Annotated in this window: 18 protein-coding genes and 1 pseudogene; 5 read left to right on the forward strand and 14 right to left on the reverse strand. The window is 57.4% G+C overall.

Annotated features, from left to right (window positions below):
* Positions 1-78: 78 nt before the first annotated feature.
* From CENROD_RS01405 to CENROD_RS01435, 8 genes and pseudogenes are all read right to left on the reverse strand, one after another.
* The gene (locus tag CENROD_RS01405) at positions 79-1,728 is read right to left on the reverse strand and encodes a methyl-accepting chemotaxis protein (protein ID WP_022771274.1); all 1,650 of its coding nucleotides are present in this window, start codon (positions 1,726-1,728) and stop codon (positions 79-81) included.
* Positions 1,729-1,795: 67 nt separating this feature from the next.
* The gene (locus CENROD_RS01410) at positions 1,796-2,365 is read right to left on the reverse strand and encodes a chemotaxis protein CheW (protein WP_022771275.1); all 570 of its coding nucleotides are present in this window, start codon (positions 2,363-2,365) and stop codon (positions 1,796-1,798) included.
* 12 nt (positions 2,366-2,377) lie between these two features.
* Positions 2,378-3,931 carry a methyl-accepting chemotaxis protein gene (locus tag CENROD_RS14205; protein ID WP_476577877.1) on the reverse strand — a complete coding sequence of 518 codons (1,554 nt, stop codon included), beginning with the start codon at positions 3,929-3,931 and terminating at the stop codon, positions 2,378-2,380.
* 3 nt (positions 3,932-3,934) lie between these two features.
* Positions 3,935-5,245 (reverse strand): annotated as a pseudogene (locus tag CENROD_RS14210) (MCP four helix bundle domain-containing protein); the annotation flags it as partial.
* 153 nt (positions 5,246-5,398) lie between these two features.
* Positions 5,399-7,579 carry a chemotaxis protein CheA gene (locus tag CENROD_RS01420; RefSeq protein ID WP_022771277.1) on the reverse strand — a complete coding sequence of 727 codons (2,181 nt, stop codon included), beginning with the start codon at positions 7,577-7,579 and terminating at the stop codon, positions 5,399-5,401.
* Complete coding sequence (locus CENROD_RS01425; protein WP_022771278.1) at positions 7,569-7,886, reverse strand: STAS domain-containing protein; 318 nt, start codon at positions 7,884-7,886, stop codon at positions 7,569-7,571. Before CENROD_RS01425 ends, CENROD_RS01420 begins: the two co-directional genes overlap by 11 nt.
* Positions 7,883-8,251, reverse strand: coding sequence for a response regulator (locus CENROD_RS01430; protein WP_022771279.1), 369 nt, complete (start codon positions 8,249-8,251; stop codon positions 7,883-7,885). The genes CENROD_RS01425 and CENROD_RS01430 overlap by 4 nt, the downstream gene beginning before the upstream one ends.
* A 9-nt stretch (positions 8,252-8,260) precedes the next feature.
* Entirely contained in the window at positions 8,261-9,409 is a 1,149-nt protein-coding gene (locus CENROD_RS01435; RefSeq protein WP_022771280.1) for a methyl-accepting chemotaxis protein, read from the reverse strand.
* 465 nt (positions 9,410-9,874) lie between these two features.
* On the opposite strand from CENROD_RS01435, the gene CENROD_RS01440 reads away from it, so the two are divergent.
* Positions 9,875-11,242: an undecaprenyl-phosphate glucose phosphotransferase gene (locus tag CENROD_RS01440; RefSeq protein ID WP_022771281.1), complete on the forward strand. Its 1,368-nt coding sequence runs from the start codon at positions 9,875-9,877 to the stop codon at positions 11,240-11,242.
* 88 nt (positions 11,243-11,330) lie between these two features.
* On the opposite strand, the gene murI is transcribed toward CENROD_RS01440, so the two are convergent.
* From murI to CENROD_RS01460, 4 genes are all read right to left on the reverse strand, one after another.
* Positions 11,331-12,140 carry a glutamate racemase gene (gene murI / locus CENROD_RS01445; RefSeq protein WP_022771282.1) on the reverse strand — a complete coding sequence of 270 codons (810 nt, stop codon included), beginning with the start codon at positions 12,138-12,140 and terminating at the stop codon, positions 11,331-11,333.
* On the reverse strand, positions 12,130-13,701 hold the full coding sequence (locus tag CENROD_RS01450; RefSeq protein ID WP_022771283.1) for a fumarate hydratase: 1,572 nt from the start codon (positions 13,699-13,701) through the stop codon (positions 12,130-12,132). The genes murI and CENROD_RS01450 overlap by 11 nt, the downstream gene beginning before the upstream one ends.
* A 115-nt stretch (positions 13,702-13,816) precedes the next feature.
* Positions 13,817-14,434 (reverse strand): YqhA family protein, encoded by a 618-nt coding sequence (locus tag CENROD_RS01455; RefSeq protein WP_022771284.1) that lies wholly within the window; start codon positions 14,432-14,434, stop codon positions 13,817-13,819.
* A 15-nt stretch (positions 14,435-14,449) separates the two neighbouring features.
* Entirely contained in the window at positions 14,450-14,761 is a 312-nt protein-coding gene (locus tag CENROD_RS01460) for a c-type cytochrome (protein ID WP_022771285.1), read from the reverse strand.
* Between the two features lie 160 nt (positions 14,762-14,921).
* Between CENROD_RS01460 and CENROD_RS01465 the strand changes: the two genes are divergently transcribed.
* From CENROD_RS01465 to miaB, 4 genes are all read left to right on the forward strand, one after another.
* Positions 14,922-15,164, forward strand: coding sequence for a TIGR04438 family Trp-rich protein (locus CENROD_RS01465; RefSeq protein ID WP_022771286.1), 243 nt, complete (start codon positions 14,922-14,924; stop codon positions 15,162-15,164).
* A gap of 52 nt (positions 15,165-15,216) precedes the next feature.
* Positions 15,217-16,158, forward strand: coding sequence for a GGDEF domain-containing response regulator (locus CENROD_RS01470; protein ID WP_041193176.1), 942 nt, complete (start codon positions 15,217-15,219; stop codon positions 16,156-16,158).
* Complete coding sequence (locus CENROD_RS01475; RefSeq protein WP_151194563.1) at positions 16,158-16,610, forward strand: hypothetical protein; 453 nt, start codon at positions 16,158-16,160, stop codon at positions 16,608-16,610. The genes CENROD_RS01470 and CENROD_RS01475 overlap by 1 nt, the downstream gene beginning before the upstream one ends.
* 128 nt (positions 16,611-16,738) lie before the next feature.
* Positions 16,739-18,073: a tRNA (N6-isopentenyl adenosine(37)-C2)-methylthiotransferase MiaB gene (gene miaB, locus CENROD_RS01480; protein WP_022771289.1), complete on the forward strand. Its 1,335-nt coding sequence runs from the start codon at positions 16,739-16,741 to the stop codon at positions 18,071-18,073.
* A gap of 38 nt (positions 18,074-18,111) precedes the next feature.
* Here miaB and CENROD_RS01485 read toward each other — a convergent pair whose 3' ends face one another.
* Entirely contained in the window at positions 18,112-21,141 is a 3,030-nt protein-coding gene (locus CENROD_RS01485) for a bifunctional diguanylate cyclase/phosphodiesterase (protein ID WP_022771290.1), read from the reverse strand.
* A complete protein-coding gene (locus tag CENROD_RS12300; RefSeq protein ID WP_051360271.1) occupies positions 21,138-23,792 on the reverse strand; it encodes a sensor domain-containing diguanylate cyclase in 2,655 nt (884 codons plus the stop codon). Before CENROD_RS12300 ends, CENROD_RS01485 begins: the two co-directional genes overlap by 4 nt.
* Between the last annotated feature and the right edge of the window lie 21 nt (positions 23,793-23,813).

Genomic DNA, 23,813 nt, shown 5'->3' on the forward strand with positions numbered 1-23,813 from the left:
AACAACATGCCCAGAGTACTGGACAAACCGCCGACCTAACACTATCGATCCACCCAGCAGATACATGGCGATTAAGAATCAAAATTTTGTGAACAAGGATTCGTCGAGATCTGCATGGGGGGCATGTGCTGCTGCACCGGTTTTTTTGGACGAAACAGGTGTGCGATGGGGAGCCGCAGTGCGTGGGGCCGCTTTGCGGGTAGGGTGGGATTCGGGTACATGGGAACCACCATCCACTTTGAAGAAGGTCATCGTTTGTTGCAATTGCTCGGCTTGGCCACTCATTTCCTCTGAAGTCGCAGCAAGCTCTTCTGCGCTGGAGGCGTTTTGCTGCGTGGTCTGATTGAGCTGGCTGACGGCTGCGTTGATTTGGCCTACTCCACTGGATTGTTCTGTGGATGCTGCGGTGATCTCCTGCACCAGATCGGAAGTTTTGCGGATGTTGGGGACGATTTCCGACAACAGGCGACCGGCTTTTTCTGCCAAGGCCACACTGCTGCTTGCGACTTCTCCGATTTCTTGGGCTGCGATCTGGCTACGTTCAGCGAGCTTGCGCACTTCTGCCGCGACGACAGCAAAGCCTTTGCCGTGTTCCCCGGCGCGCGCTGCTTCGATGGCCGCATTGAGTGCGAGGAGGTTGGTTTGGGCTGCGATGTCATCAATGATGCCAATTTTGGTGGCGATCTGTTTCATTGCAGTGACTGTGGCTTCCACGGCTTCCCCACCGTCCACGGCATCCTTGGCGGCTTTGCTTGCCATGCCGTCGGTGATCTTGGCGTTTTCGGTGTTCTGCGCGATCGAAGATGTCATCTGCTCGATGGATGCGCTGGTTTCTTCGACCCCGGCAGCCTGTTCGCTGGCCGCTTGGCTGAGTGACTGCGCCGTAGCACTGACCTGTTCCGAAGCACTGGCAAGTGCCTGTGCGCCAGCGTTGACGTTGGCTACGACCTGGGTCAGTCGCTCAATCATTGCAGCCATGGCGTAGAGCATTTGGCCGGTTTCGTCTTTGTTTTTCGCATCGATGTGGACGGTTAGATCCCCATCGGCAAGTCGGTTGACAGCTTCGAGCGCCTCCTGCACAGGGATGGTGATGCTACGTGTCAGGAACCATGCCAAGAGCAATCCCAACACCACTGCAGAAGCAGCGAGAGTAATCATCATTTGGCTGGCAGACGCGTAAGCAGCTTGCGCGGCTTCGTAGTCTGCACGGGTTCCTTGATCCTGGAATGCGACGTTGTCGTCGATGGCCGCTTGCCAGGCTTGGGATGCCGGGCGTGCATCCTTCATCAGCAAGTCGATGGCTTCTTCGTTTTTGCCCTGCAAACTCAACTCGACAACCTTGTCGTTGAGCGGCCGGGCAATTTGTGCAGTGTCCCGAATCTTGGCGCGAAATGCCTTGCCTTGTTCGCTGGCGGGCAGTTTGTTGAGTTCCTCAAAGGCATCGTTGTACTGTGCTCGGGCGGCTTCGATAGATTTGCGCTGCACTGCCTGGGCATCGGGATCTTTCATCAACAGCAAGGTACGCAGCAAACGCTGCACATCGTTGACAGATCGAACCATTTTGGAGTTGAGGTCGATCTTGTGCATGTTGTCGTTGACGATCTCATCGAGTCGGGATTGCACGCTGGCCATGCCGTTGATTCCGACGAAAGCCAGTCCGAGCATGAGGGACAAGATGAACACAAAACCCAACGATAAACGTACGCCAATTTTCAAATTTGCAAACATGATGTTTCTCCAAAACAAGATGCACCCGAAAAGGGTGCATCCGGAACAGTAGGACAGTCTCTTGGTCTCACAGTGATGTGGGCGCTACCTCGGCAATGGCGGCAACCTGCCCCATCTGGCTGATTTCTTCAGTAGACAGCACGCGTGCGACATTGAGAAGAATCACAAACTTGCCATTGACTTTGGCAATTCCCTCGATGAAGTCCGAGCGAATCTTGGCGCCAAAGGTCGGAGGTGGCTCGATCTCGGAAGTGGGAATTTCCAGCACTGCCTGCACAGAGTCCACGACCACCCCCATGTTCTGGTGTTCTCCTTCGCTCCCGGTCTCGAGTTCGATGATGACGATGCACGTGCTCTTCGTGACCGGGGTGGAAGGTTTGGCGAAACGGGTAGACAAATCCATGACCGGGACGACTGCACCTCGGAGGTTGATCACACCTCGGATGCAACTCGGCATCATGGGAACTTCCGTCAGGTTGGAATACCAAATGATCTCCTTGATGCAGAGGATGCTCAGGGAGAACATCTCCCCCCCGAGCATGAAGGTAAGGTACTGCTTTTCCTCCACCATGGTCTGGGCTGCGGCAGCCCTGATGGCCAGCGCGCTTTTGGAACCAGCTTTGACGAGTGCGTTCACGGGCGCTTCTCCTTAGAACTTGGTGAATTGCGATTCGTCCAGATCTTCGCTGGATGCGTGGGAGTGTGCTGACGATACTTGCCTTGTTGGCGCGGAGGATCGAGCATTTCTAGGCCCAGACTTCTGCATCTGGTGCGGGGCGGGGGACTTGTTGCTGCTGGCCTGCGCAGCACTGTCCAGCCTGAAGAACGACATCGTGTGTTGTAGTTGGGCTGCTTGGCTGCTCATCTCTTCCGATGTGGCGGCAAGCTCTTCGGAACTGGATGCGTTCTGCTGGGTAGTTTGGTTGAGCTGGCTGACGGCGGCATTGATCTGGCCCACGCCGCTGGACTGTTCCGTCGACGCAGCAGTGATTTCCTGCACCAGGTCGGAGGTCTTGCGGATATTGGGGACGATCTCGTTGAGCAGCTTGCCTGCCTTTTCCGCGAGCTCCACGCTGCTGCTGGCGACTTCCCCGATTTCCTGCGCGGCGATTTGGCTGCGTTCTGCCAGCTTGCGCACTTCGGCAGCTACCACGGCAAAACCCTTGCCATGCTCGCCGGCGCGGGCTGCTTCGATGGCAGCATTCAGGGCAAGCAGATTGGTTTGCGCAGCGATGTCGTCAATGATCCCGATCTTCTGGGCGATTTGCTTCATGGCGGAGACCGTCGCTTCCACGGCCTGCCCACCGTCTGCCGCATCTTTGGCGGCTTTGCTGGCCATGCCGTCGGTGATCTTGGCGTTTTCCGTGTTTTGGGCAATCGAAGATGTCATCTGTTCGATCGATGCGCTGGTTTCCTCGACCCCCGCAGCCTGTTCGCTGGCAGCTTGGCTCAGAGATTGCGCTGTGGCACTGACTTCCTCGGAAGCGCTAGCCAAGGCCTGGGCACCGCTGTTGACTTCGGCCACGACTTCGGTCAATTTCTTCAGGGTGTTGTTGACTGCGTTCTTCAGCTCGTCCCAGGTGCCAGAGTAGTTCCGCTTCATGGGTAGAGTCAAGTCACCGCCTTGCATGGCGCCCAGTACGTCCCGCAGCTCTTGGACTGGCTGGTTGACAGCAACCATCACGCCGTTGAGGCCTTCAACCACCTTGCGGAATTCACCCTGGTGTTTGGTGGCATCGGCGCGAATACTCAGTTCACCTTCCACAGTGGCTTTGGAAAGGATATTGGCATCAGCAACCAGGGCATTCACTGCCTTGATGACATCAATCAGCGCTTTCGCCAGCATGTCGTTGTCCGAACGGACATTGACCACTGCGGTCAGGTCGCCCTTGGAGATGGCCAAGGCAGCATTGGCTTGCTGATTGGTGGCGTCGATCAATGCATTGAGGTTGTTTTTGATGATGTTGTAGTCGCCGCTGTATGCAGCAGTGATCTTGGGCGGCATGTCCCCCTTGGAAATGCGATCGACATATTCCGCAGTGACATTCAAGGGGTTGACGATGTTGGTAACAGTTTCGTTGACACCGACGACGAGCTTGTTCCATCCCCCCTGGAACAGGTCGGGATTTGCACGCTTTTTGAGTTCCCCATTGGCTGCTGCCTGGATGATGATGTCGGTTTGAGCGAGCAAATCGCTCATCATCTTTACGACGGTATTCAGATTGCCTTTGATAATGTTGTATTGCCCTTTGTATTCCTTCGTGATGATAGGTGGAATGACGCCTCTGGATATCTGCTCTACGTAATCGGCTGTGACATTCAAAGGGTTGACGATGTTGGTGACAGTCTCGTTGACACCGACGACGAGCTTATTCCACCCACCGACAAAGAGATCGGCATTCGCACGTTTATCGAGTTCCCCATTGGCTGCTGCCTGGATGATGATGTCGGTTTGAGCGAGCAAATCGCTCATCATCTTTACGACAGCATTGAGGTTCCCTTTGATGATGTTGAAATCTCCGTTGTAATGGTCGACGATGACGGGTGGAATGATGCCCTTGGAAATGTTTTCCACGTATTCAGCGGTGACGTTGAGCGGGCCAATGACCGCATCCAGGGTTTTGTTGACACCTTCGACAATTTGGCGGAAGTCGCCTTGATGCTTGGCAGCATCGGCACGGGTTGCCAACTTCCCTTCCACTGCTGCTTTGGAAAGCATCACTGCATCGGCGATCATGGCCTGCACTGCTGCTTGCATCGTCTGCATGGCTTTGGCAAGTATGCCGACTTCATCGGTACCAGAGACATCAAGCTGGAAGTTGAAGTTCCCGGAAGCCATTTTTTCTGCCCCAGCAACCAGCGAGCTGGTGGGGATGGTGATGCTCCGGGTGATGAGCCAGCCAATCACTACGCTCAGAAATACGCCGATACACGCCAGAATGGTGAGAAGTTGGGTGGCGGCAGCCGCTTCTTCCGCAGCATTGGTGCCGGCAGCGGTCATCAATTCGTCCTGGAATTTGTTGAGCTTGGCCACACTGTCGAGGTACTCAGCTTGGGCAGTGCGCACTTCCCCTTGCAGGAGGGCAGCAAACACTTCCCTTGGTGCATCCGCCTTGATAAGCTCCAGCGCTTTCTCTTGCGCTTGGAGATACCCTTGCCGTGCGGCGTTGAGATCCCGAAGCATTTCCTTGCCCTTATCGCTAGTGATACGTTTTTCCAAAACGTTGATGTTGTCAACAATCTTCTGGCGAGCTTGCATCAACCCATCCAACGCTTTTTGGCGCTCGGCGCCGTTGAACAGGTACGCATTGCGCAAATGCCGCGCAACGACCGAGACGTTTTCCGCAATCGTGGTTGCGGCAACAACTTTGGGATATGCGTCGGTAACAAGCTCTTGCACATCGTGATCGAGCTGGGTGATGCGCCCAATGCCAATGATGGCAATCACAACGAGTAATGCCACGGTTGCCGCAAAACCTATGGCGAGACGAATACCAATTTTCAGATTGGAAAACATTGCATACCCTTTCCTAAAAATTACCCAAAAACACCGAAACGCACAAACCAGAACAAAACACTAACCAACTATCCCGCATAGTTGGAACATACGGAGCGGTGGATGCTACGTATTGCGTCCAAGTACATAAAGATGGAACCATATCTGCAATAGCTATGCAAATTCGGGCATGGCTTGCCCAGCCTTTTCCATAACATGTCTCACCAAAGCGGGAACGTCCAAGATTAGCGCCACTTCGCCACTGCCCAGGATGGTCGAACCGCTGATACACCGGGACTGGCTGAACAATTGCCCCAGTGGTTTGATGACTGTCTGGAATTCTCCCAGCAAGGCATCGACCACCAACCCGGCTTTTTGTCCGGCGTGTTTGAGTACGACGATATTTTCCCCTTTGGCAGGTTTGCCAGGAATGGAAAACAGTTCCCGGATGCGGATGAACGGAAGCACTTCCCCCCGCAGATTGGTGTAATCGTGCCCAGGTTCGGCGGAGTACGCCACGCATTCTTCAATCATGTCCAGCGGAATGGCATAGACGGATTTGCCCGCACTGACGAGGAAGCCGTCGATGATGGCCAGGGTTAGCGGCAGGCGAATCGTGACGATGGTTCCGACGCCTGCTTCGCTGTCGATGCCGACTGTTCCGCGCAAACTCGCGATGTTGCGCTTGACCACGTCGAGCCCCACGCCACGGCCAGACAGATTGGTGATCTTGTCCGCAGTGGAAAACCCTGGTTCAAAGATCAATCCAAAAATTTCGCTATCGCTGAGGTGGTGACCGGATTCGACCAAGCCCCGTTCGATAGCCTTGGCCAGGATGCGGTCGCGCTTGAGACCACCTCCATCGTCTTCCACTGTGATGACGATCGACCCTGAATCGTGGTAGGCATTGAGACGCAAGGTACCTTGCACGGGCTTGCCCTGCGCCGCACGCACTTCCGCAGATTCGATGCCATGATCCATCGAATTGCGTACCAGGTGCATGAGGGGATCACCGATCTTTTCGACCACCGTTTTGTCAAGCTCGGTATCTTCTCCGTCGATGATGAGCGTGATGTCTTTGCCCAACTCGCGCGAGACATCGTGTACGACGCGCTGGAAACGATTGAATGTGGCGCCAATGCGCACCATGCGCAACTGCAAAGCGCTATCGCGCACTTCTTCGACGAGGGTGGCGAGTTTGGATGTGCTTTCCTGCAACTCGAGGATCATCGTGCGGTGCGCAATCATGTTGACGCTTGCCCCCGCGATGATCAACTCGCCCACCAGATTGATGAGCTGATCGAGTTTGTCGGCATCGACGCGGATCGAACGACTTTCCGCCGCGCCCATTTCCTTGATCTGTTTCTGCTTGGATAGTGCAGCTTCGACTACCTCGGGCCGCACTGAACCTTGTTCGACCAGAATGGCCCCGATGGGTTTTTCCGGAGTGCGTGCCTGGGACTTCAGCGCCACTTCCAGTTCCTGTGCGGTGAGGGTGCCGCAGCGAACAAGCATGTCTCCCAGCAGGGTCATCTCTCCTTGCTGTTGGCCGATGAGGTTCACGTACTCGGAAATGAGGCTATGCGGCGGCAGGATGATGAGTTGACAGTCGTCATGCACGAATTCGAAAGCACTCTCGATCGTGGCTTTGTCTACCCTGGTTTGGTACGCGATTTCGTAGCCGAGGTAGCAGAGTTCCGGATCCATCTGGGCGGCATCGGGCAGTCCGTCGGTGACGGTCTCGATACCCATGATCTTGCCCATCGTTCCCAGGTACCGGATGAAGGACAAGGGGTCCATTCCATTGCGCAACACGTCAGGGCTAAACCGCACCGAGATATGCCAATAGTCTGTGACTGCGCTGCTTCCTCCTATGCGTTGCACGCTGTCGGCGTCTTGCTGGTTGTCGCCTTTGGCTACGACTGCGGCAGGCTCGGCGGCGGCAGGAACCGCCGGTTTGGGCGTATCCATGTAGACCCGCAACCGGGTGGACAGAGGTTCTGCTTGTTCCACCAAGGTTGCATTGGGTTCCCGTTCCCCCGCTGCCAGTCCATTGATCAGCGTGCCAACATAGTCGCAGCAAGCCAGAAGGAGGGCAACGAGGTCGCTCGTCAGTGGTTGAGATCCTCCCCGCACACGGTCGAGCACGCTCTCGACGATGTGGGTGAATCCAACGATATGGCGCAGGCCAAACAGCCCCGCAGAACCTTTGATGGTGTGGGCTGCCCGAAAGACAGCATGGACTACCTCTTCCAAATCATCCGACTTGCCTACAGTAAGCAAGGCGGTCTCCATATCCAAGAGCAGTTCCCTGCTCTCGATGATGAAAGTTTCCAGTGCGTCATCAATGTCCATCTCCGCTCCTTCCCCCTGCAACACGCGGCCCCATGACCAGATGGTCACCGAAATACGCTGCGATGTTTAGCAATTCGAAAACTTCCAGCACCGGTGGGCTGTGCCCCATCAACCGTAATTTGCGGTGTTCGGCGAGTGCCGTCTTCTTGGCCAGCATCAACAACTGCACCCCTGCGGTATCGATCTCCGTGACACCGGACAAGTCGATTTCCGTCAACGGTGGATTGGGGAGCAGCGCAGTCTTGAGTTCCATCGCACGGTAGATGGTCAGCTCTCCTTCGATGCGCAAAACATTGGCAACACTCATGGCAGGCACAGCCGGTGTACGGCTCCGATCAGTTGTTCCGGTTGAAAAGGCTTGACAACCCAGGCACGCGCCCCGGCAGATTGCCCTTCCCGCTTTTTGGCTTCGTCCGACTCGGTAGTCAGCATGATGACCGGGGTGAATTTGTACACCGGCATTTGCTTGACCGCCTTGAGGAACGCAATCCCGTCCATGACGGGCATGTTGACATCGCTAATGATGAGGTGAATTTTCTGCCCTTTGAGCTTGGACAGTGCATCCCGACCGTCCACCGCATCCACCACATCGTAGCCCGCGCTTTTGAGGGCAATACCGACGACACGCCTCATGGAGGCAGAGTCATCGACGATCAGGATCGTTTTTGCCATGGTACTCCTCTAAAAAAACCGAATGTCTGTGTTGCCGGTGGGAGCAGCCACTCCGCCGTCGTGAACGATGTGCTGATCGCTCATGACGTAGCTGCTTTTCATATCCTCCAGGTATTGATGGACATCTACCGGTTGCAGCATGCCTTCGGCAGTGAACCGCTGCAATTGTTCGTGCAACACTGCCGGGTAGCGATCCATATTGCGTTCCACCTGGGTCAGGATTTGGCTGAGACGATCCTGAAACTGCATCTGAACGAGTGCCTGATTGACTTCATCCTGGATGCCGACGCTTTCCGTGCGCAACGAGTTGCTGGCTTTCGCAAAGGCATCAAGGATCGAACGAAATTCCGTCAGCACGGTGGAGATGGTCTGGTTTGCCACATCCATTGATCCCCCTTCCTGGCTGACCGATTCCTGCACTACGGCACAAGTGTTGGTGATCGCAGCGCTGATGACGTTGACTTTTTCCGCGATGCGCTTGCCAGTTTCTCCGGATTGGTTGGAAAGCATCCGGAACTCTTTGGCGACGACTGCGAACCCTCTTCCCAAATCGCCCGCACGCGCAGCCTCAATGGCTGCATTCAGCGCGAGCAGATTGGTTTGTTGGGCAATGCGTGCGACGTCAGCAGCCATCTCTTGCAATTCGCTCGTGAAGCGGTCCAGGCTTTGCACTTTGGTCAACATCGCTTGCAGGCTTTGCATGGCGGACTGTTGCACCTCGATCAGGGTTCGCAATTGCTCTTCACTGCGAGCGAAAAGAGCTGCCATGGCGTTGTCATGCTCCATGTTGCTCGTTTCCTGCGCAGCAGCGCGAACGCTGGCGTCGAGCTTGTCCACGATTTCTCCGAAGCGGCGTACGAGATCGTTGGTGGCGCTTTCCATTTGGTCTCTGGAGGAACCGATGTGGTTCTTCCAGACGGGAATGATTTTTTCCCCGAGGTGAGTTTGACCTTCGACGAAATGGTGAATGGCGAGTTGCACGGCGAGGGAACGCGCCTGCATGGTAGCCCCCAGCCAAACGCCGCCTGCCAGCAGTAGCGAACCAACGATGCAGGGAACCCAGCCAAAGTCGGCAATGACAAGCAGGGCCAATGCACCAGCACCACCCAAGGTCACGCAAGACCAAAATTCAAATTGCAACCGCTGAGGCACTTTCATGTCAACCCGATGCAGCACTTCGGAGTGATGTCAGCACCCCGGGAAACAACCACTGCGTTTGCACACCCCAACGTGAAAACCGGTCGGACGAACCCTGCCGTGATGTCGGAGGAAATGCGCAATAGGCAATGTTGCTTGCCATGGCGATTTGCATTCCCCATACGCCCACTACACACCCTTACGGGCGTATCGAATGGTCGGCGTATGGTAAGAATCCGCCTCCAAATCGGGGCCCCAAAGCAGCAGGGCGGGCGCATTATGCATGAATGCCCTGGACTGTTCTCTGGGGTATACAGCGTGCTACGAATGGTGTGGCGACGCTGTTTTCTTTCGCTTTTTCTTAGTCATTACAACGCTTTTCCATGTGCGATTCGGGATAGTGTGCCTACGTAGAATGGATCGGCAGGCGCTGAGCATGCAAGTACGTCCCGGTGGCTGCCTATCCTTTTTTCTTCCTTCCATTCCATGCACATTCCCGCTCGCATAGACGCGCCATGGGCTCACCATTGCGCCGCTGTCTTGGATGTTTTGGCGGTCTGGTTCTGCGCAGGTCTGGCATACCGTGTGCTCGTGTACCAAGCGCATGTTCCCAAGGTTTTGGGCCTGCTTCCCAACTATTACGCGGAGCTGAGCCTTTTGGGTACTCTGGTGTTGTTGTTGGTTTCCCTGGGTGGGATGGGGGGACAGCGATGGATGGCGATTGAGCAATCACTGCGAGCAGTTGTAGTTGCGTGGTTCGTAGCGGTGCTGGCTTTGGTGGTGTGGTTGTTTTTGACCAAGACTTCGATCGAGGTCTCCCGTTTGTGGTTCTTGGTATGGGCATGTATCACCCCAGTGATGCTGGTGTTGCAACGCATGGCCTTGCTCGCTGCGGTTGGCTGGTTGCAGGGGCGCGAAGGAAGCGCACAGTCGATCCTTGTCGTGGGAGACGACAGTGCATGTGACAAGGTGCGGAAGGCCGTTGCCTCGAATCCGTGGTGCGGATACAGGGTGCGTGCTTCGATGGCTCCGGGAATCCTGCCTGCGGCATCTGCGTCCATGCAGGCATGTGATGAAGTGTGGCTGTGCCTGCCTTTGGGTGACGACCACGCCATCCAGTCCGCGTTGCATGCCTTGCGCCACAGTATGGCGAATATTCGCATCGTGCCGGATGCGGCCGTCTCGCGCTATCTGCATGGTGGGGTGCAGGAACTGGCTGGGGTGACATTGCTCGACGTTTCCACGACACCCATGACCGGGACGATGCGTCTGGCCAAAGCAGTGGAAGACTTCGTGGGAGCCTCGCTGATCCTATGTTTGATTGCCATTCCGATGTTGGCTATTGCCGTGGCTATCAAGGTAACTTCCCGGGGGCCGGTGCTCTACAAGCAACTGCGCCATGGCTGGAACGGCAAACCGATCTGGGTCTACAAATTCCGCACGATGGTCGAGCACCAGGAACCGGATTTCCAGGTCACGCAAGCCACCCGCAGCGATCCCCGCGTCACCCGGGTGGGGGCGTTTTTGCGCAAAACCAGCCTGGATGAATTGCCGCAGTTTCTCAACGTCTTGCAAGGCAGGATGTCGATTGTTGGCCCGCGGCCTCATGCCGTTGCGCACAACGAGTACTACAAGGAACTGGTTCCGGGGTATATGCGCCGCCACACCGTCAAACCCGGCATTACAGGTTGGGCGCAGATCAATGGCTATCGCGGGGAGACGGATACGTTGGAGAAGATGCAGCGCCGGGTCGATTACGACATGTACTACATCAACCATTTGTCGATCTGGTTCGACCTCAAGATCATCCTGATGACGGTCTTCAAAGGCTGGGTACACCACAACGCCTATTGATGGTAGTTCTGGTTCCGCCCTCCTCACAGCATCCCCCGCTGGAGGAAAGAGTGCCGTCCAGCCTGGAAATAGCCTACTGAAATAGGTTTTACGCCTGCAAAGGGAGCACTGGGGCGTCGATGCCCAGCCAGCGTTGGGCAGCATTGCGCACAGCATGGGGGTTGCCGCTGGCCATGAGCCGCAATGTTGGCGCGGTCATGACAGGACTACGGGGCGGTAGCAAGCGTGCGGTGTGGCGAGCCACGGGGATGCCGGTGTCGAGGAATCGCACCTCGGTTCCTGCAATGCGCTGCATGGTGTCCAGGGCAAAAGGGTAATGGGTACATCCGAGCACGATGGTGTCGATGCCCGCAACGCCGAAGGGGGCGAGGGCGCCAAGGTACCGGGTGCATAGACTTTTGATCTGCGGCTGGTCATCTGCCTCGATGGCAGCGGCCAGTCCGTCGCAGGGTTGGTAGACGAAGTGCGCGCAATCGGCAAGAGAAGTCGATAAGGCACAGAATTTCGGGCTTTGGAGCGTGCCCCGTGTTGCCAGTACACCGATCCGCCTACTGCGACTCAGCATGACTGCGGGCTTGAGCGCAGGTTCTACCCCCACGATGAGTAGGCTGGGGTACTCGCTGCGCAGCACGTGAATAGCCGCTGCGGTGGCGGTGTTGCAAGCGACGACCAGCGCACGCAAGCCAGCGTGGGCGAGCTGCGCAGTGATCGTCCGCGAGCGTGCAACGACAAAAGCCGCATCGCGCTCCCCGTACGGGGCATGGGCGTTGTCCGCGACGTAGACAAAACTATCGTGGGGCAAGGCTGCGCGCAACTCGCGCAGAATGCTCAACCCACCGATGCCGCTGTCAAATACGCCGATGCAGCCATCGGCGTCGGGCTGTGCGTCAACAATCACGCTGCCGGGTAAGGTCCGGACAGGCTATCGATGCATCGGTAACACCCAGGGTGATCCGTCGCTGCCATTCGATTGGGCCGGTGGTATGCACGCTGGTGCCCTGGCTGTCCACGGCAACGGTGACGGGCATGTCCTGCACTTCGAATTCGTAGATGGCTTCCATGCCCAGGTCGGCAAATGCAAGGACTTTGGCTGCGCGGATGGCCTTGGAAACCAGATACGCCGCGCCGCCGACGGCCATGAGGTACGCGCAACCGTGCTTGCGTATCGATTCAATTGCGATGGGGCCGCGTTCTGCCTTGCCGATCATCACGAGCAACCCGGTTTGCGACAACATCATCTCGGTGAAGCCATCCATGCGCGTGGCCGTCGTGGGGCCGGCGGGGCCTACGGCTTCGTTATCGACGGGATCGACGGGGCCTACGTAATAAATTGCTCGGTTGCGGAAATCGACGGGGAGGGGTTCACCACGTGCGAGCATGTCTTGGATTCGTTTGTGGGCTGCATCGCGCCCCGTCAGCATCTTGCCGTGCAGAAGCAGGGTTTCCCCGGGTTTCCAGCTCGCCACTTCCTCGCGGGTCAAGGTATCCAGGGATACGCGGCGGCACGCATCGTTGGGAGCCCAATCGACCTGTGGCCACGAGTCCAGGCTGGGGGGGGTGAGGTAGACCGGGCCATCGCCGCGCAAGGTGAAGTGGGCGTGGCGGGTGGCGGCGCAATTGGGAATCATCGCCACCGGTTTGCTGGCAGCGTGAGTGGGGAACATCTTGAGTTTGACGTCGAGCACTGTCGTCAACCCACCCAGGCCCTGTGCGCCGATGCCCAGCGCATTGATCTTCTCGTACAGCTCCAGCCGCAGCGCTTCCTCGGGAAGGAGTACGGCCCCCGTTGCTGCGCGCTCTTGCAATTCGTACATATTGACGGCGTCCATCAGGCTTTCCTTGGCCATGAGGACAGCTTTCTCTGCTGTGCCACCGATGCCGATCCCCAGGATGCCCGGAGGGCACCAGCCTGCACCCATCATCGGGAGCATTTTGAGCACCCAATCGACGACGGAGTCCCCGGGATTGAGCATCGCCAGCTTGCTTTTGTTCTCGCTGCCCCCGCCTTTGGCGGCAACAGTGACTTCGACGGTGTTGCCGGGAACGAGTCGGCAATGCACGACGGCGGGGGTGTTGTCCTTCGTGTTTTTGCGCAGGAATTGCGGATCAGCGACGACGCTGGCGCGCAGGGTGTTTTCCGGGTGCAGGTACGCCTTGCGCACACCTTCGTTGATCGCGTCTTCGATGCTGCCGGAGAACCCCTCCCAGCGCACGTCCATCCCAACCTGGAGGAAGACGTTGACGATCCCCGTGTCTTGGCAAATCGGCCTGTGTGACGTGGCGCACATCTTGCTGTTGCTCAGGATTTGCGCAATGGCATCCTTGGCAGCGGGGCTGCGCTCACGTTCCCAGGCACGGGTCAGATGCTCGATGAAGTCTGCGGGATGGTAGTAGCTGATGAACTGCAGGGCAGCAGCGACGGACTCGATCAGATCGTCCTGGCGGATGGTGGTAGTCATAGAACGCAAGCGGTACAGAAGGAAAGAGGATGGAATGGGAGAAGAAGAAGGAGATAGGAATAGGGAGGAATAGGGTGGGATCGAACGAGGCAGGCTCCCACGGAAATCGCAAAAGTCAATGTGAAGCCGATGCAGCAGCGTGTGAACTCATGATCTTGTCGGTATAGGCGATAGCCATGGCCGAAAACAAGAACGCGATATGGATCGCCGTTTGTGCGATGAGGACGCGGTTTTCGTAATTGGCCGCGTTGATGAAAGTCTTGAGCAGGTGGATGGAGCTGATGCCGATGATGGCCGTGGCCAGCTTGACTTTCAGCACCGAGGCGTTGACGTGGCTGAGCCATTCGGGTTGATCGGGGTGGCCTTCCAGCCCCAGGCGGCTGACGAAGGTTTCGTACCCTCCGACGATCACCATGATGAGCAGGTTGGAAATCATCACCACGTCAATGAGCGCGAGCACGACGAGCATGATGATCGTCTCATTGAGGGTAGTGACCGTAGCGTCCGATTTGTAGCCAATCCCGGTAACAAGCGCTTGCAGCGCATGGGGATTTCCCCATGCGGCTTCGAGCAGGTGGACGAGTTCGACCCAAAAGTGGAAGACGTATACGCCTTGCGCGGCAATCAGCCCCAAGTACAAGGGGAGCTGTAGCCAACGGCTGGCGAAGATAAAACGCGATACCGGCTGCAGGGGACGCAGCACGGAGGTATGGAGGGGATGTTTGGTGGACACAGCTTTACCTGTCAGTCAACGTAGGCTCATGATCCACTTGACGAGGGCCTGTGCCTCGTCGGGGGTCAGTTGCGGATTGGGGGGCATGGAAATGGCGCCCCAGTTTCTAGAACTGCCGCGCATGATTTTGCTCGCCAATTTGCTGGAGGCATTTTGCTTGCCGTATTTTTCGGCGATGCTCTCGAAAGAGGGGCCGACGACCTTGTTAGATACAGCGTGGCAGGACATGCAGTTCTTCTGCTGTGCCAGCGTCAGATCCGCAAGCGACAGGGTAGGGAGGAGGGGAAGAACGACCCCGAGAGCGATGCCAAGCGGTATACGTACCATGATGCAATCCTGTGCCAACCCAGACGTCACACGCCTCCCAGGCTACGAACCATGCGACGATGTCGACGAGGTCATCATCCACAAACCCTTGGGGAGGCGCAAGCCATTGTAGGAGGGCATCTGGCCGCTGTTTATCATCGGGAACACGTGGGAGCGAATCATGTATCTGCTGGGACTGGGTTTGGCATTATTGGCCTTGAAAGTGCTGGAGGTAGACCCTGTGGCACAGTGGTCGTGGTGGCAGGTATTGCTTCCTTTCGTACTGGCAGCGGCGTGGTGGTCGTGGGCGGATGCCAGCGGGTATACCAAGCGCAAGGCGATGGAACGGGAAAGCAAGCGCAGTAGCGAACGGCGTGCGCGCATCCAAGACAATCTCCGTGGAATTCACCGCGATGGCCGGTGATAGCCGGTATTTCGAATCGTGCCGTCAGGGTGGATTTTCCCAAGGAAAGTGCATGAAGATATTGTTGGTGGATGACGCACGGTCTGTCGTCATGGTGATGACTGCGCGTTTATCGAGTTATGGGTACGACGTCATTGCAGCCCCCAATGGTCAGGAAGGGGTGGAGGTGTATGCGAAAGAGGCCCCCGATCTGGTGTTGATGGACGTGGAAATGCCCATCATGAACGGCTTTGAGGCAGCCAACCGCATCCGTGCCATCGAAGCGACCCAGCAATGGGCGTGGACACCGATCATTTTTCTCACCTCTTCCGACACGGTGGAAAACCTGGTCACAGCCATCGAGGCTGGTGGGGACGACTTCATGTCGAAGTTTGTGCCCGAACCTGTGCTCAATGCCAAGATGAAGGCCATGAGCCGGATTGCGATGCTGCGGCAGAGCCTGGCTCGCGCCAACCAAAAGTTGCATGATTTGGCCAGCCAGGATGGGTTGACGGGGTTGTGCAACCGGCGCACGATGGATCTGCGTTCGGATCAGTATTGGTTCGAATCCACGGCGCGCGGTGATGCTTTTGGTTTGTTGATGCTCGACATCGACAACTTCAAAAAATATAACGACCACTATGGGCACCAGGCTGGTGATGACTGTTTGCGCATCGTGGCCCAAGCCATTGATCGGTGCGTGGGCGTGTTCCGGGAGCAGCATCCCGGTAGTACGGCGTTTGCGGCACGGTATGGTGGGGAAGAATTCGCAGTGATCGTCCCCGGGGTCGATGTTGCGGATTTCGAGGCGCTGGCGCAGTCGGTCGTGTATACCGTGCGCAATCAAAACATCCCCCACGAACGCAACGGTGACTGGGGTGTGGTCACGGTCTCCGTGGGCGGGGAGTGGGCGCCCCATGCCTCGGGTGCTTTGGTGGGGATGTTCCGGCAGGCCGATTCCCGCTTGTACCAGGCCAAGCAGCGGGGGCGGAACTGCGCGGTGACTGCAACGTAGTGTGTGGAGTAGTGTGCGCTGTGGTGTGTGATGTGGTGTGTGATGTGGTGTGTGATGTGGTGTGTGATGCAGTAGCTGCTTTGCAGCCCATGCTCCGCAAGGCTTCTACGTTTTTTGCGTCTGCGATCAGGTTTCCAGTGCTGCGTGCTGTTGTTGCACTGTGGTTGCTGGGGGGTGCAGGAGTCGCGCTCTGTGCCCACCATACGATTCCGCCCAGTGCGCCGGGCGGTGTGCTGGAAGTCACTGCGCCTCCCTGGATACGTATCGACGGCAAGGTGGAGCGGTTGTCCCCGGGGGCGAGAATTTGGGGAACCCACCGAATGCTCGTCATGTCCGCATCCTTGGTGGGCAGGCCGTGGAAGGTGCGATACATCCGCGACCCTCAAGCGCTGATCCACGAGGTGTGGATCATGGGTGAAGATTCGTCTGGCATCGGTGGCGCTGCTCTGTAAGCAGTCTCGTCTTTGTCGCTATCGCGGTCCTTTGCGCCGTCTATGCATTGCAGTCGGTGACACCCGGGTTGGGACAGGGATTGGAGAGGGATCGCGTACATGGTGAGCCCAAAAAGTGGGAGTACGACATGAGTGCCAAAGTCTTCGTCAAGACGTATGGCTGCCAGATGAACGAGTACGACTCGGACAAGATCCTCGATGTGCTGCGTTGCACTTGGGGCTATGCGCAGGCGCAAGACGTCGAAGACGCAGACCTGATCGTTTTCAACACCTGTTCCGTCCGGGAAAAAGCCCGGGAGAAACTGTATTCGGAGCTGGGGCGGGTTCGTCTGCGCAAAAAACCCAGCGCATTGATTGCCGTTGGAGGGTGCGTGGCCAGCATGGAAGGCACCGCAGTGATCGAGCGCATGCCTTGCGTGAACGTCGTTTTTGGGCCGCAGACGCTGCATCGGGTGGGGGCCATGGTGCAGGAGTACCTCCGCACCCGTAACCCGCAGGTCGATGTGGGTTTTCCGGGAATCGAGAAATTCACATACTTCCCTATGCCGCAGGTACATGGCGCCAGCGCTTTTGTCTCGATCATGGAAGGTTGCGGCAACCGGTGTAGCTACTGCGTGGTGCCCCTGACCCGTGGCGAAGAGCAGAGCCGCCCCATGCGCGAGGTACTGCGGGAAGTGACCTGCTTGGCGAGCCAGGGTGTTAAGGAACTGACCCTGTTGGGGCAGAACGTCAATGCGTGGGCTTCTCCGCTGCCAGCAGAGTCCGGCCTGGGGCTGGATACCTTATTGGAGGAAGTCGCCAACGTCGCTGGGATCGAACGCCTTCGCTTTCTGACCAGTCACCCCAGGTTTTTTGTTCCTGGGCTGGTCGATGCGTTCGGGACGATCCCGAAGTTGGCCAGCCAATTGCACTTACCAGTGCAGCACGGTAGCGATCGCATCTTGGCTGCAATGGGGCGGGGCTACACCGTGGCGCAATACATCGACCTGGTGCAACGATTGCGAGCGGTCCGCCCAGGCATGTCGATTGGTAGCGATTTCATCGTTGGGTTCCCTGGCGAAACCGAGGAGGATTTTGCACAGCTCATCAAGTTGGTCGATCTCGTCGAATTCGACAACAGCTTCAGTTTTTTGTACAGCCCCCGCCCCAATACGCCTGCAGCGCTGCTGGAGGACGATACCCCGCGCATGGTCAAGCAGCGCAGGCTGCGTCAGTTGCAAGAAGCAATCACGCAGAACATCGAACGCATCAGTGCCAGGCTCGTCGGCACAGTGCAGACCGTGTTGGTGGAAGGGCCTTCCGCGCGTGACAGCGCAGAACTGGCGGGCCGCACGGAATGCAACAGAGTGGTGAATTTCCCAGGCGTGCCTTCCCTGGTTGGGCAGATGGTTCCAGTGCGGATCACCGAGACCCGCACCTACAGCCTGCGTGGGGAGTGCCTACAGACGTTCCATCGTTGCTAGGAAAGCGGTGATCAACAGGGCGATGGGCATTGCAGGGTTCAACACGTAGCCTGCATGACGGGATGAAGCAAGCGGGTGAGGTCGGCAATCGGCATCGGGCGACCATATAGATAGCCTTGGTAGTTGTGGCAACCCATGTCGTACAGAAAGTCGCGCTGGGCAACGGTCTCCACCCCTTCTGCAATGACCGATAGACCCATGCTCTGTGCAAGGGCGATCACCATCCTCGCGATGGCTGCGTCGTTCGGCTCTACGAGGATGTTGCGCACGAAGCTCTGGTCAATTTTGAGCTGATCGAGTGGCAGCCGTTTGAGATACGCCAGGGACGAATAACCCGTTCCGAAGTCGTCCAGCGAGAAGCGCAGCCCGATCGACTTGAGCGCATTCATCTTGCCGATGACCGTTTCAACCGTTGAAATCAACAGGCTTTCGGTCAATTCGAGCTTGAGATGGTTGGCACGGGCACCGGAATGGTGCAGGGTGTGCAATACCTGTTCGACGAATTCATCTTGGTGGAACTGTCTGGCGCTGACGTTCACTGCGATCGTCAAGTGTGCCGTGGCAGGGTCGTCAGCCCAGCTTGCAAGCTGTCTGCACGCTTCTTCCAATACCCACCGCCCTATGGAAACGATCAAGTGGCTTTCTTCCGCCATGGGGATGAATTCTCCCGGCGGCACCATACCCCGTTGCGGGTCTAGCCAACGGATCAATGCCTCGAAGCCCAGGATACGCCCGGATTCGTCGACTTGGGGCTGGTAGTACAAGCGGAACTCGTTTTCCTGCAAAGCGCGGTGCAGGTTGTGTTCTATCGAGGCGCGGACGTTGACGATGGCCTGCATCTGTGGGTCGAAAAACCGCAGGGTGTTGCGTCCAGCTTCCTTGGCTTGGTACATCGCCAGCTCGGCCCACTTCAAAGGTTCTTCGATTCCGTCGATCTTGGCGCCATCAAGCAGGGTGATGCCAATGCTGCAACTGCGCCGGTGTTCGACTTCGTCGATGGTGTAGGGCTGGCATAGCGCTGCGAGGACCTTCACCCCCACCATCTTGGCCTGGTTGGCGGCGTCTTGCGGCTGGGCGCTGAGGTCCTCCATCAGGACGAGAAATTCGTCGCCGCCCAGGCGTGCCACCGTGTCTCCTTCACGCACGCACGCTGTCAGACGCTTGGCGACCTGTTGCAAGAGCTGGTCGCCTTTTTCGTGCCCCAGCGCATCGTTGAAGGTGCGGAAATCATCCACATCGACCTGCAATAGCGCGCACTGATGTTGGTGGCGGGCACTGGAAGCCAGCGCCTGGTGCAGGCGGTCGGCAAGCAATTTCCGGTTGGGCAGTTTGGTCAGAGGGTCGTAGAACGCAAGCTGCATGAGGCTTTCTTCGGAAGCCTTGCGTTGGGTGATGTCACTAAAAATGGCGACGTAATGCGTCGTGACTCCGGCAGCCTCGCGTACGGCGCTGATGCTGAACCAGGCAGGGTACTCCTCTCCGTTTTTGCGGCGGTTCCACAACTCACCCTGCCACATCCCCGTGAACCGGATTCCGGCCCACATGGCATCGTAGTACGAGGATTCCTGGCGGGCGGTTTTCCACAAGCTGGGGGTTTGCCCCAACACTTCCCCTGCGGTGTAGCCCGTGATATCAGTGAACGCACGGTTGATTCGCAGGATGACCTGGTTTGCGTCGGTCACGATCATCCCTTCGTGCGATTCAAAGACCGTCGCTGCGATGCGGAGATTCGTCTCGGCTTGCTTGCGTTCGGTGATGTCGCGCAGAAAAACGAAGAACTGCCCCCCAGGTACATCCCGGTAGGTGGTGCTGACCTCGACGTTCCACAGCGAGCCATCCTTGCGTCGATGGATGGACTCGAACTGCGCATTGCCTTCTTCGATGATTTCCTGGATGTGCTTGAGGGTTCTGGCTGCGTCTTCCTGGGTGGTGAGATGGTGGATACGCATTCCGAGCAATTCGTCACGGGTGTATTTGGACAGTCTGCAGTAGGTGGGGTTGGCGTCCCGAACTTGTCCGCGACCGTCGAGCGAGAGGTAGCCGTCCAGCGTGGTGGCAAGGATGCTTTGGTAAGCGTCGGTATGCTGCGCGAGCATGTCTTCCCTAGCCATGGCTTGCTGAAGCATGCGCAACATGATCCAGCCGAGTAGCATGGAAAGCAGCAAAAAGCCCGATGCCACCCCGAGCGTCATGGTGCGTTCTTGCTTCCAGTTCGAGAGGTGGTCTTCGGTCGCAAGGCCCACCAACACCGTCATGGGCGTGGAACCCATGCGTTGGAAGGTGATGATCCGATCGATGCCGTCACTGTTGACCGTGGCATCGTAGGTGGCGGATTCGACGCCGGAAGCTGCCAACTTTTGCAATCGCTCGGACACTTTGTTGTCGCCGATGCGACCGCCTACGCGATCAGCAATGGAGGGGTAGCGTGCAATCAAACCCAAGTCAGCGTCGCGCAGGACGATGGCATCTTGCGGGCCTATCGAGAAACGGGAGAGCATTCGCGCAAAGTACTCCGGCGTCGTCATGGCATAGACAGTTCCTGCAAAGTGTCCGCCCACTGCGTCGTACCGCTTGCTCAGGACCATGGCGTATCGATCAGGAGCGCGTAGCAGAAAAGGCTTGGTGACGATCAAGCCCAGGTTGGGGCGTTCTTGGTGGCGAGAGAAGTGTTCCCGATGGGCGACGTGGACACGGGTGCGGGGGTCGGCAGTACGGTCAATCAGTATCCAGCCTTGCGCGTCGGTGACAGCAATGGCTTCGATGTGGGGCAGCCGCTGTTCATAACGGTTGACCAGGGCGCCCATGGCTGGAAGATCGATGCTGCCATGCGCAAGGAGTTGGTGTTCCAGTTCATCGCCAAGGGCACTGAGCGCCAGATCGACCATTTCCATGCCATCGGCCACCTCGCGGTTGACAGCCCGTGCGATGTTTTGGGATAGGGTGCGTGCATTGGCTTCGTGCTGCAACTTGCTGCGGTGCAGGGAGTACCAGGACAAGCCGAAAACCAGGATGTTGCTACATACCAGGCTGACGATCAGCAACGAGCGAATGGGCCATTTCGACTTCATGCTGTGTGCTCTGTATCCAAGGTTGGGGTATCGAACTGGACAGCATTGCGCCCGGAGGCCTTGGCGCGGTACATCGCGGTGTCGGCATTGCGCAGGATGTCGTCCTGGCGGAGCTGGCTACCCACGAAAAGGGTCACACCGATACTGACTGAGCTGAGGTGCTCGATGGTCTGGGATCGGGGAGTGTCCACCGTGAGGGTATAGGGTACTGACAGGGCTGTACAAATTTTCTTGGCGATGTGCTGGGCTTGCGAGGCTGAGTACGCTCGTTCCTCGTCCAGCTCGGTCAGCAGTACGACGAACTCGTCGCCCCCCAGACGGGACACCGTATCCGCAGCACGCACACATGCCGAGATTCGCCGACCCGCTTCGATCAACAGCGCATCGCCTACCAGGTGCCCGTAGTTGTCGTTGAGCGGTTTGAAATTGTCCAGGTCGAGCAGCAGCACCGCGCAATGGCGCCCGCTACGCTGGCTTGATGTCATCGCTTGCGCCAGGGCGTCTCCCAGCATTCGTCGGTTGGGGAGTTGGGTAAGGGGGTCGTAGAACGCCATCCGATGTACCTGGTTTTCGCGTTCCTTGCGGTCATGGATGTCTTGCATCGAACCAAATAAGCGTTCGACGTTGCCATCCGCACCGGTATGGACGTAGCCTCGCCCCAGGCAGATGCGGGTTTGCCCATCTGCACGAAGAATTTCCAGTTCCAGCTCGAAGGGTTCTTTGTCGTGTAGTGCCTTGTCGATGACTTCCCGCAACCGTTGCATGGATGTCGTGGAGAAGCACTGGTCATGTTCGGCAAAGGGCGGGGCACCCTCGGCAGGGTCACGCTGAAAAAGGCGGAACATCTCTTGCGACCAGGTGACGGTATCTGTGCCGATATGCCATTCCCAGCTTCCCACGTGGGCAATGCCTTCCGTGCGGGAAAGCATGGCTTCGTGCTTGGCCAACCGCGCCTGGATCTGGGTGCGTTCGGTGACATCGCGCAAGAAAACGAATAGGTGCATGGCATCGCTGCGATGAACGATGGTGCTGATTTCGACGTTCCAGACAGAACCATCCTTACGGCGGTGGCAAGTTTCAAAAAGATCGCGGCCTTCCCGCATCAGCTTCTCGAGGTGCTGTGCGGTGGATGCTGCGTTTTCCACGGCTTCCAGATCGGGGATGCGCATACGCAGCAATTCCTCGCGGGAATACCCAGACATTTGGCAGTAGGCGTAGTTCACGTCCAGCAGCCGACCTTCTGCGTCGGTTTTCCAGAAACCATCAAGGCTAGTGTTGATGATGGTCTGCATCGCTGCTGTACTCTCCTGCGAAGCATGTTGGGCTGCCTTGAGCGCAGAGATATCGACATGGGTGATCGTCACCCCCGTTTGCGCGTGCATGTGCCATGGCAGGACACAGCAGTGGAACCAGCGCACAGGCTCGTCGGGACAACGACAAGGGTACTCTGCCTGAAAGAGGGGAGATTCCCCATGGAGTACGGCTTCGATGCCGGCAGATAGATTCGGAAAATCGTGGCAGGGAGGGCAACTGGAGCGGTAGTCCTGACCAGATGGGGCTATTCTGCAGCTACGGCATGCCGTGTGGGCTGGGTGATCGGCAAAAGCACGCCAGCGTTCGTTGACACGGATCAACGCACCCTGGGCATCGAGGACGGCGACTTCTGCAGCCACGGAATTCAGAATTTGCACCTGAAAAGCGAGGCTGTCATGCAATGCCGCCTCTACCGACCTGCGATGCGACATCAGCAGAAGGACGCAGACTCCAACGCCAACGAGAGTGAGAGCGAGCGCCCAAAAGAACAGCCCATGGTGATACGAGGGCGAATGAGCCAAGGCAACATGGGCAAGGTGCGCGCTCATGAGGGTTTGGATAACGGCGAAAGTGGTGATCAGTAACGCACTCACCCGTTCGAAACGGATAGCAGCCCATAGCACGATCAGCAATGTCAGGCAATAGGACACCAGCCCATACGTTGTTTCGACCTTGTCATTCCAGAACGGCAGGCTTCCTACCGTAGCAAGCAATACCAAGCATCCAAGAAAGGCCCGGATGTCGGAGGAAGAAGGAAAGGTGCGATGCGCCCACCACGTCCACAGTGCAAGAAGAAGAGGAGTGAATAGCAACACGCCCAAAACATTACCCTGCCACCAATGGATGGCAAGCGGGAGCGGGTCATCGACGATGTCCGCCAATTGCTGGGACAAAAACCAAACCATCGCATGGAGTGCTGCCCCCAGTGATGCGGACATTGCCAGCACAAAAAAATCCCGAGGGTGCCCAAACCCAGGGTCGAAGCGTTCATCATGGGCAAGCACCCTGCAAGAGAGCGCGGCAGCAGCGGTGCATCCCATCGCGATCAGCGCTGCATTCCACCATGGGTATCCCTGTTGAAGTTGGAGTAGCCATGCGCCAAGAAAGACAACGGGGATGTACCCACGTCCTCCCAGGATCAACGCAACCAGGGCAATGCCGGCTGGAGGCCAGAGCAGATGGCCACCACAAATCGGTATGGTGAAAGCGTGCTGCGCAAATGCCCCTGCCAGAACGTAGGCTGCAAGCCAAGCCAATCGCGCAGCAAGGGACTGCGGCAGCGTAGCCAACCCGGCAAGGGAAGAGCGGGAAGTCATGTGGGGCAGGAGGTCAAGCACGCGCCGCCCCAGGAGGAAACG

The organism is Candidatus Symbiobacter mobilis CR (genome assembly GCF_000477435.1).
Lineage (GTDB): Bacteria > Pseudomonadota > Gammaproteobacteria > Burkholderiales > Burkholderiaceae_C > Rhodoferax > Rhodoferax mobilis.

Coding starts and splice junctions, on each gene's coding strand:
- CENROD_RS01435 (WP_022771280.1), bottom strand. CDS start 9,409: ATGAAAGTGCCTCAGCGGTTGCAATTTGAATTTTGGTCTTGCGTGACC.
- CENROD_RS01430 (WP_022771279.1), bottom strand. CDS start 8,251: ATGGCAAAAACGATCCTGATCGTCGATGACTCTGCCTCCATGAGGCGT.
- CENROD_RS01405 (WP_022771274.1), bottom strand. CDS start 1,728: ATGTTTGCAAATTTGAAAATTGGCGTACGTTTATCGTTGGGTTTTGTG.
- CENROD_RS01465 (WP_022771286.1), top strand. CDS start 14,922: ATGTATCTGCTGGGACTGGGTTTGGCATTATTGGCCTTGAAAGTGCTG.
- CENROD_RS01420 (WP_022771277.1), bottom strand. CDS start 7,579: ATGGACATTGATGACGCACTGGAAACTTTCATCATCGAGAGCAGGGAA.
- CENROD_RS01450 (WP_022771283.1), bottom strand. CDS start 13,701: ATGACTACCACCATCCGCCAGGACGATCTGATCGAGTCCGTCGCTGCT.
- CENROD_RS01440 (WP_022771281.1), top strand. CDS start 9,875: ATGCACATTCCCGCTCGCATAGACGCGCCATGGGCTCACCATTGCGCC.
- CENROD_RS01470 (WP_041193176.1), top strand. CDS start 15,217: ATGAAGATATTGTTGGTGGATGACGCACGGTCTGTCGTCATGGTGATG.
- CENROD_RS01485 (WP_022771290.1), bottom strand. CDS start 21,141: ATGAAGTCGAAATGGCCCATTCGCTCGTTGCTGATCGTCAGCCTGGTA.
- CENROD_RS01460 (WP_022771285.1), bottom strand. CDS start 14,761: ATGGTACGTATACCGCTTGGCATCGCTCTCGGGGTCGTTCTTCCCCTC.
- miaB (WP_022771289.1), top strand. CDS start 16,739: ATGAGTGCCAAAGTCTTCGTCAAGACGTATGGCTGCCAGATGAACGAG.
- CENROD_RS01425 (WP_022771278.1), bottom strand. CDS start 7,886: ATGAGTGTTGCCAATGTTTTGCGCATCGAAGGAGAGCTGACCATCTAC.
- CENROD_RS14205 (WP_476577877.1), bottom strand. CDS start 3,931: ATGATGAGCGATTTGCTCGCTCAAACCGACATCATCATCCAGGCAGCA.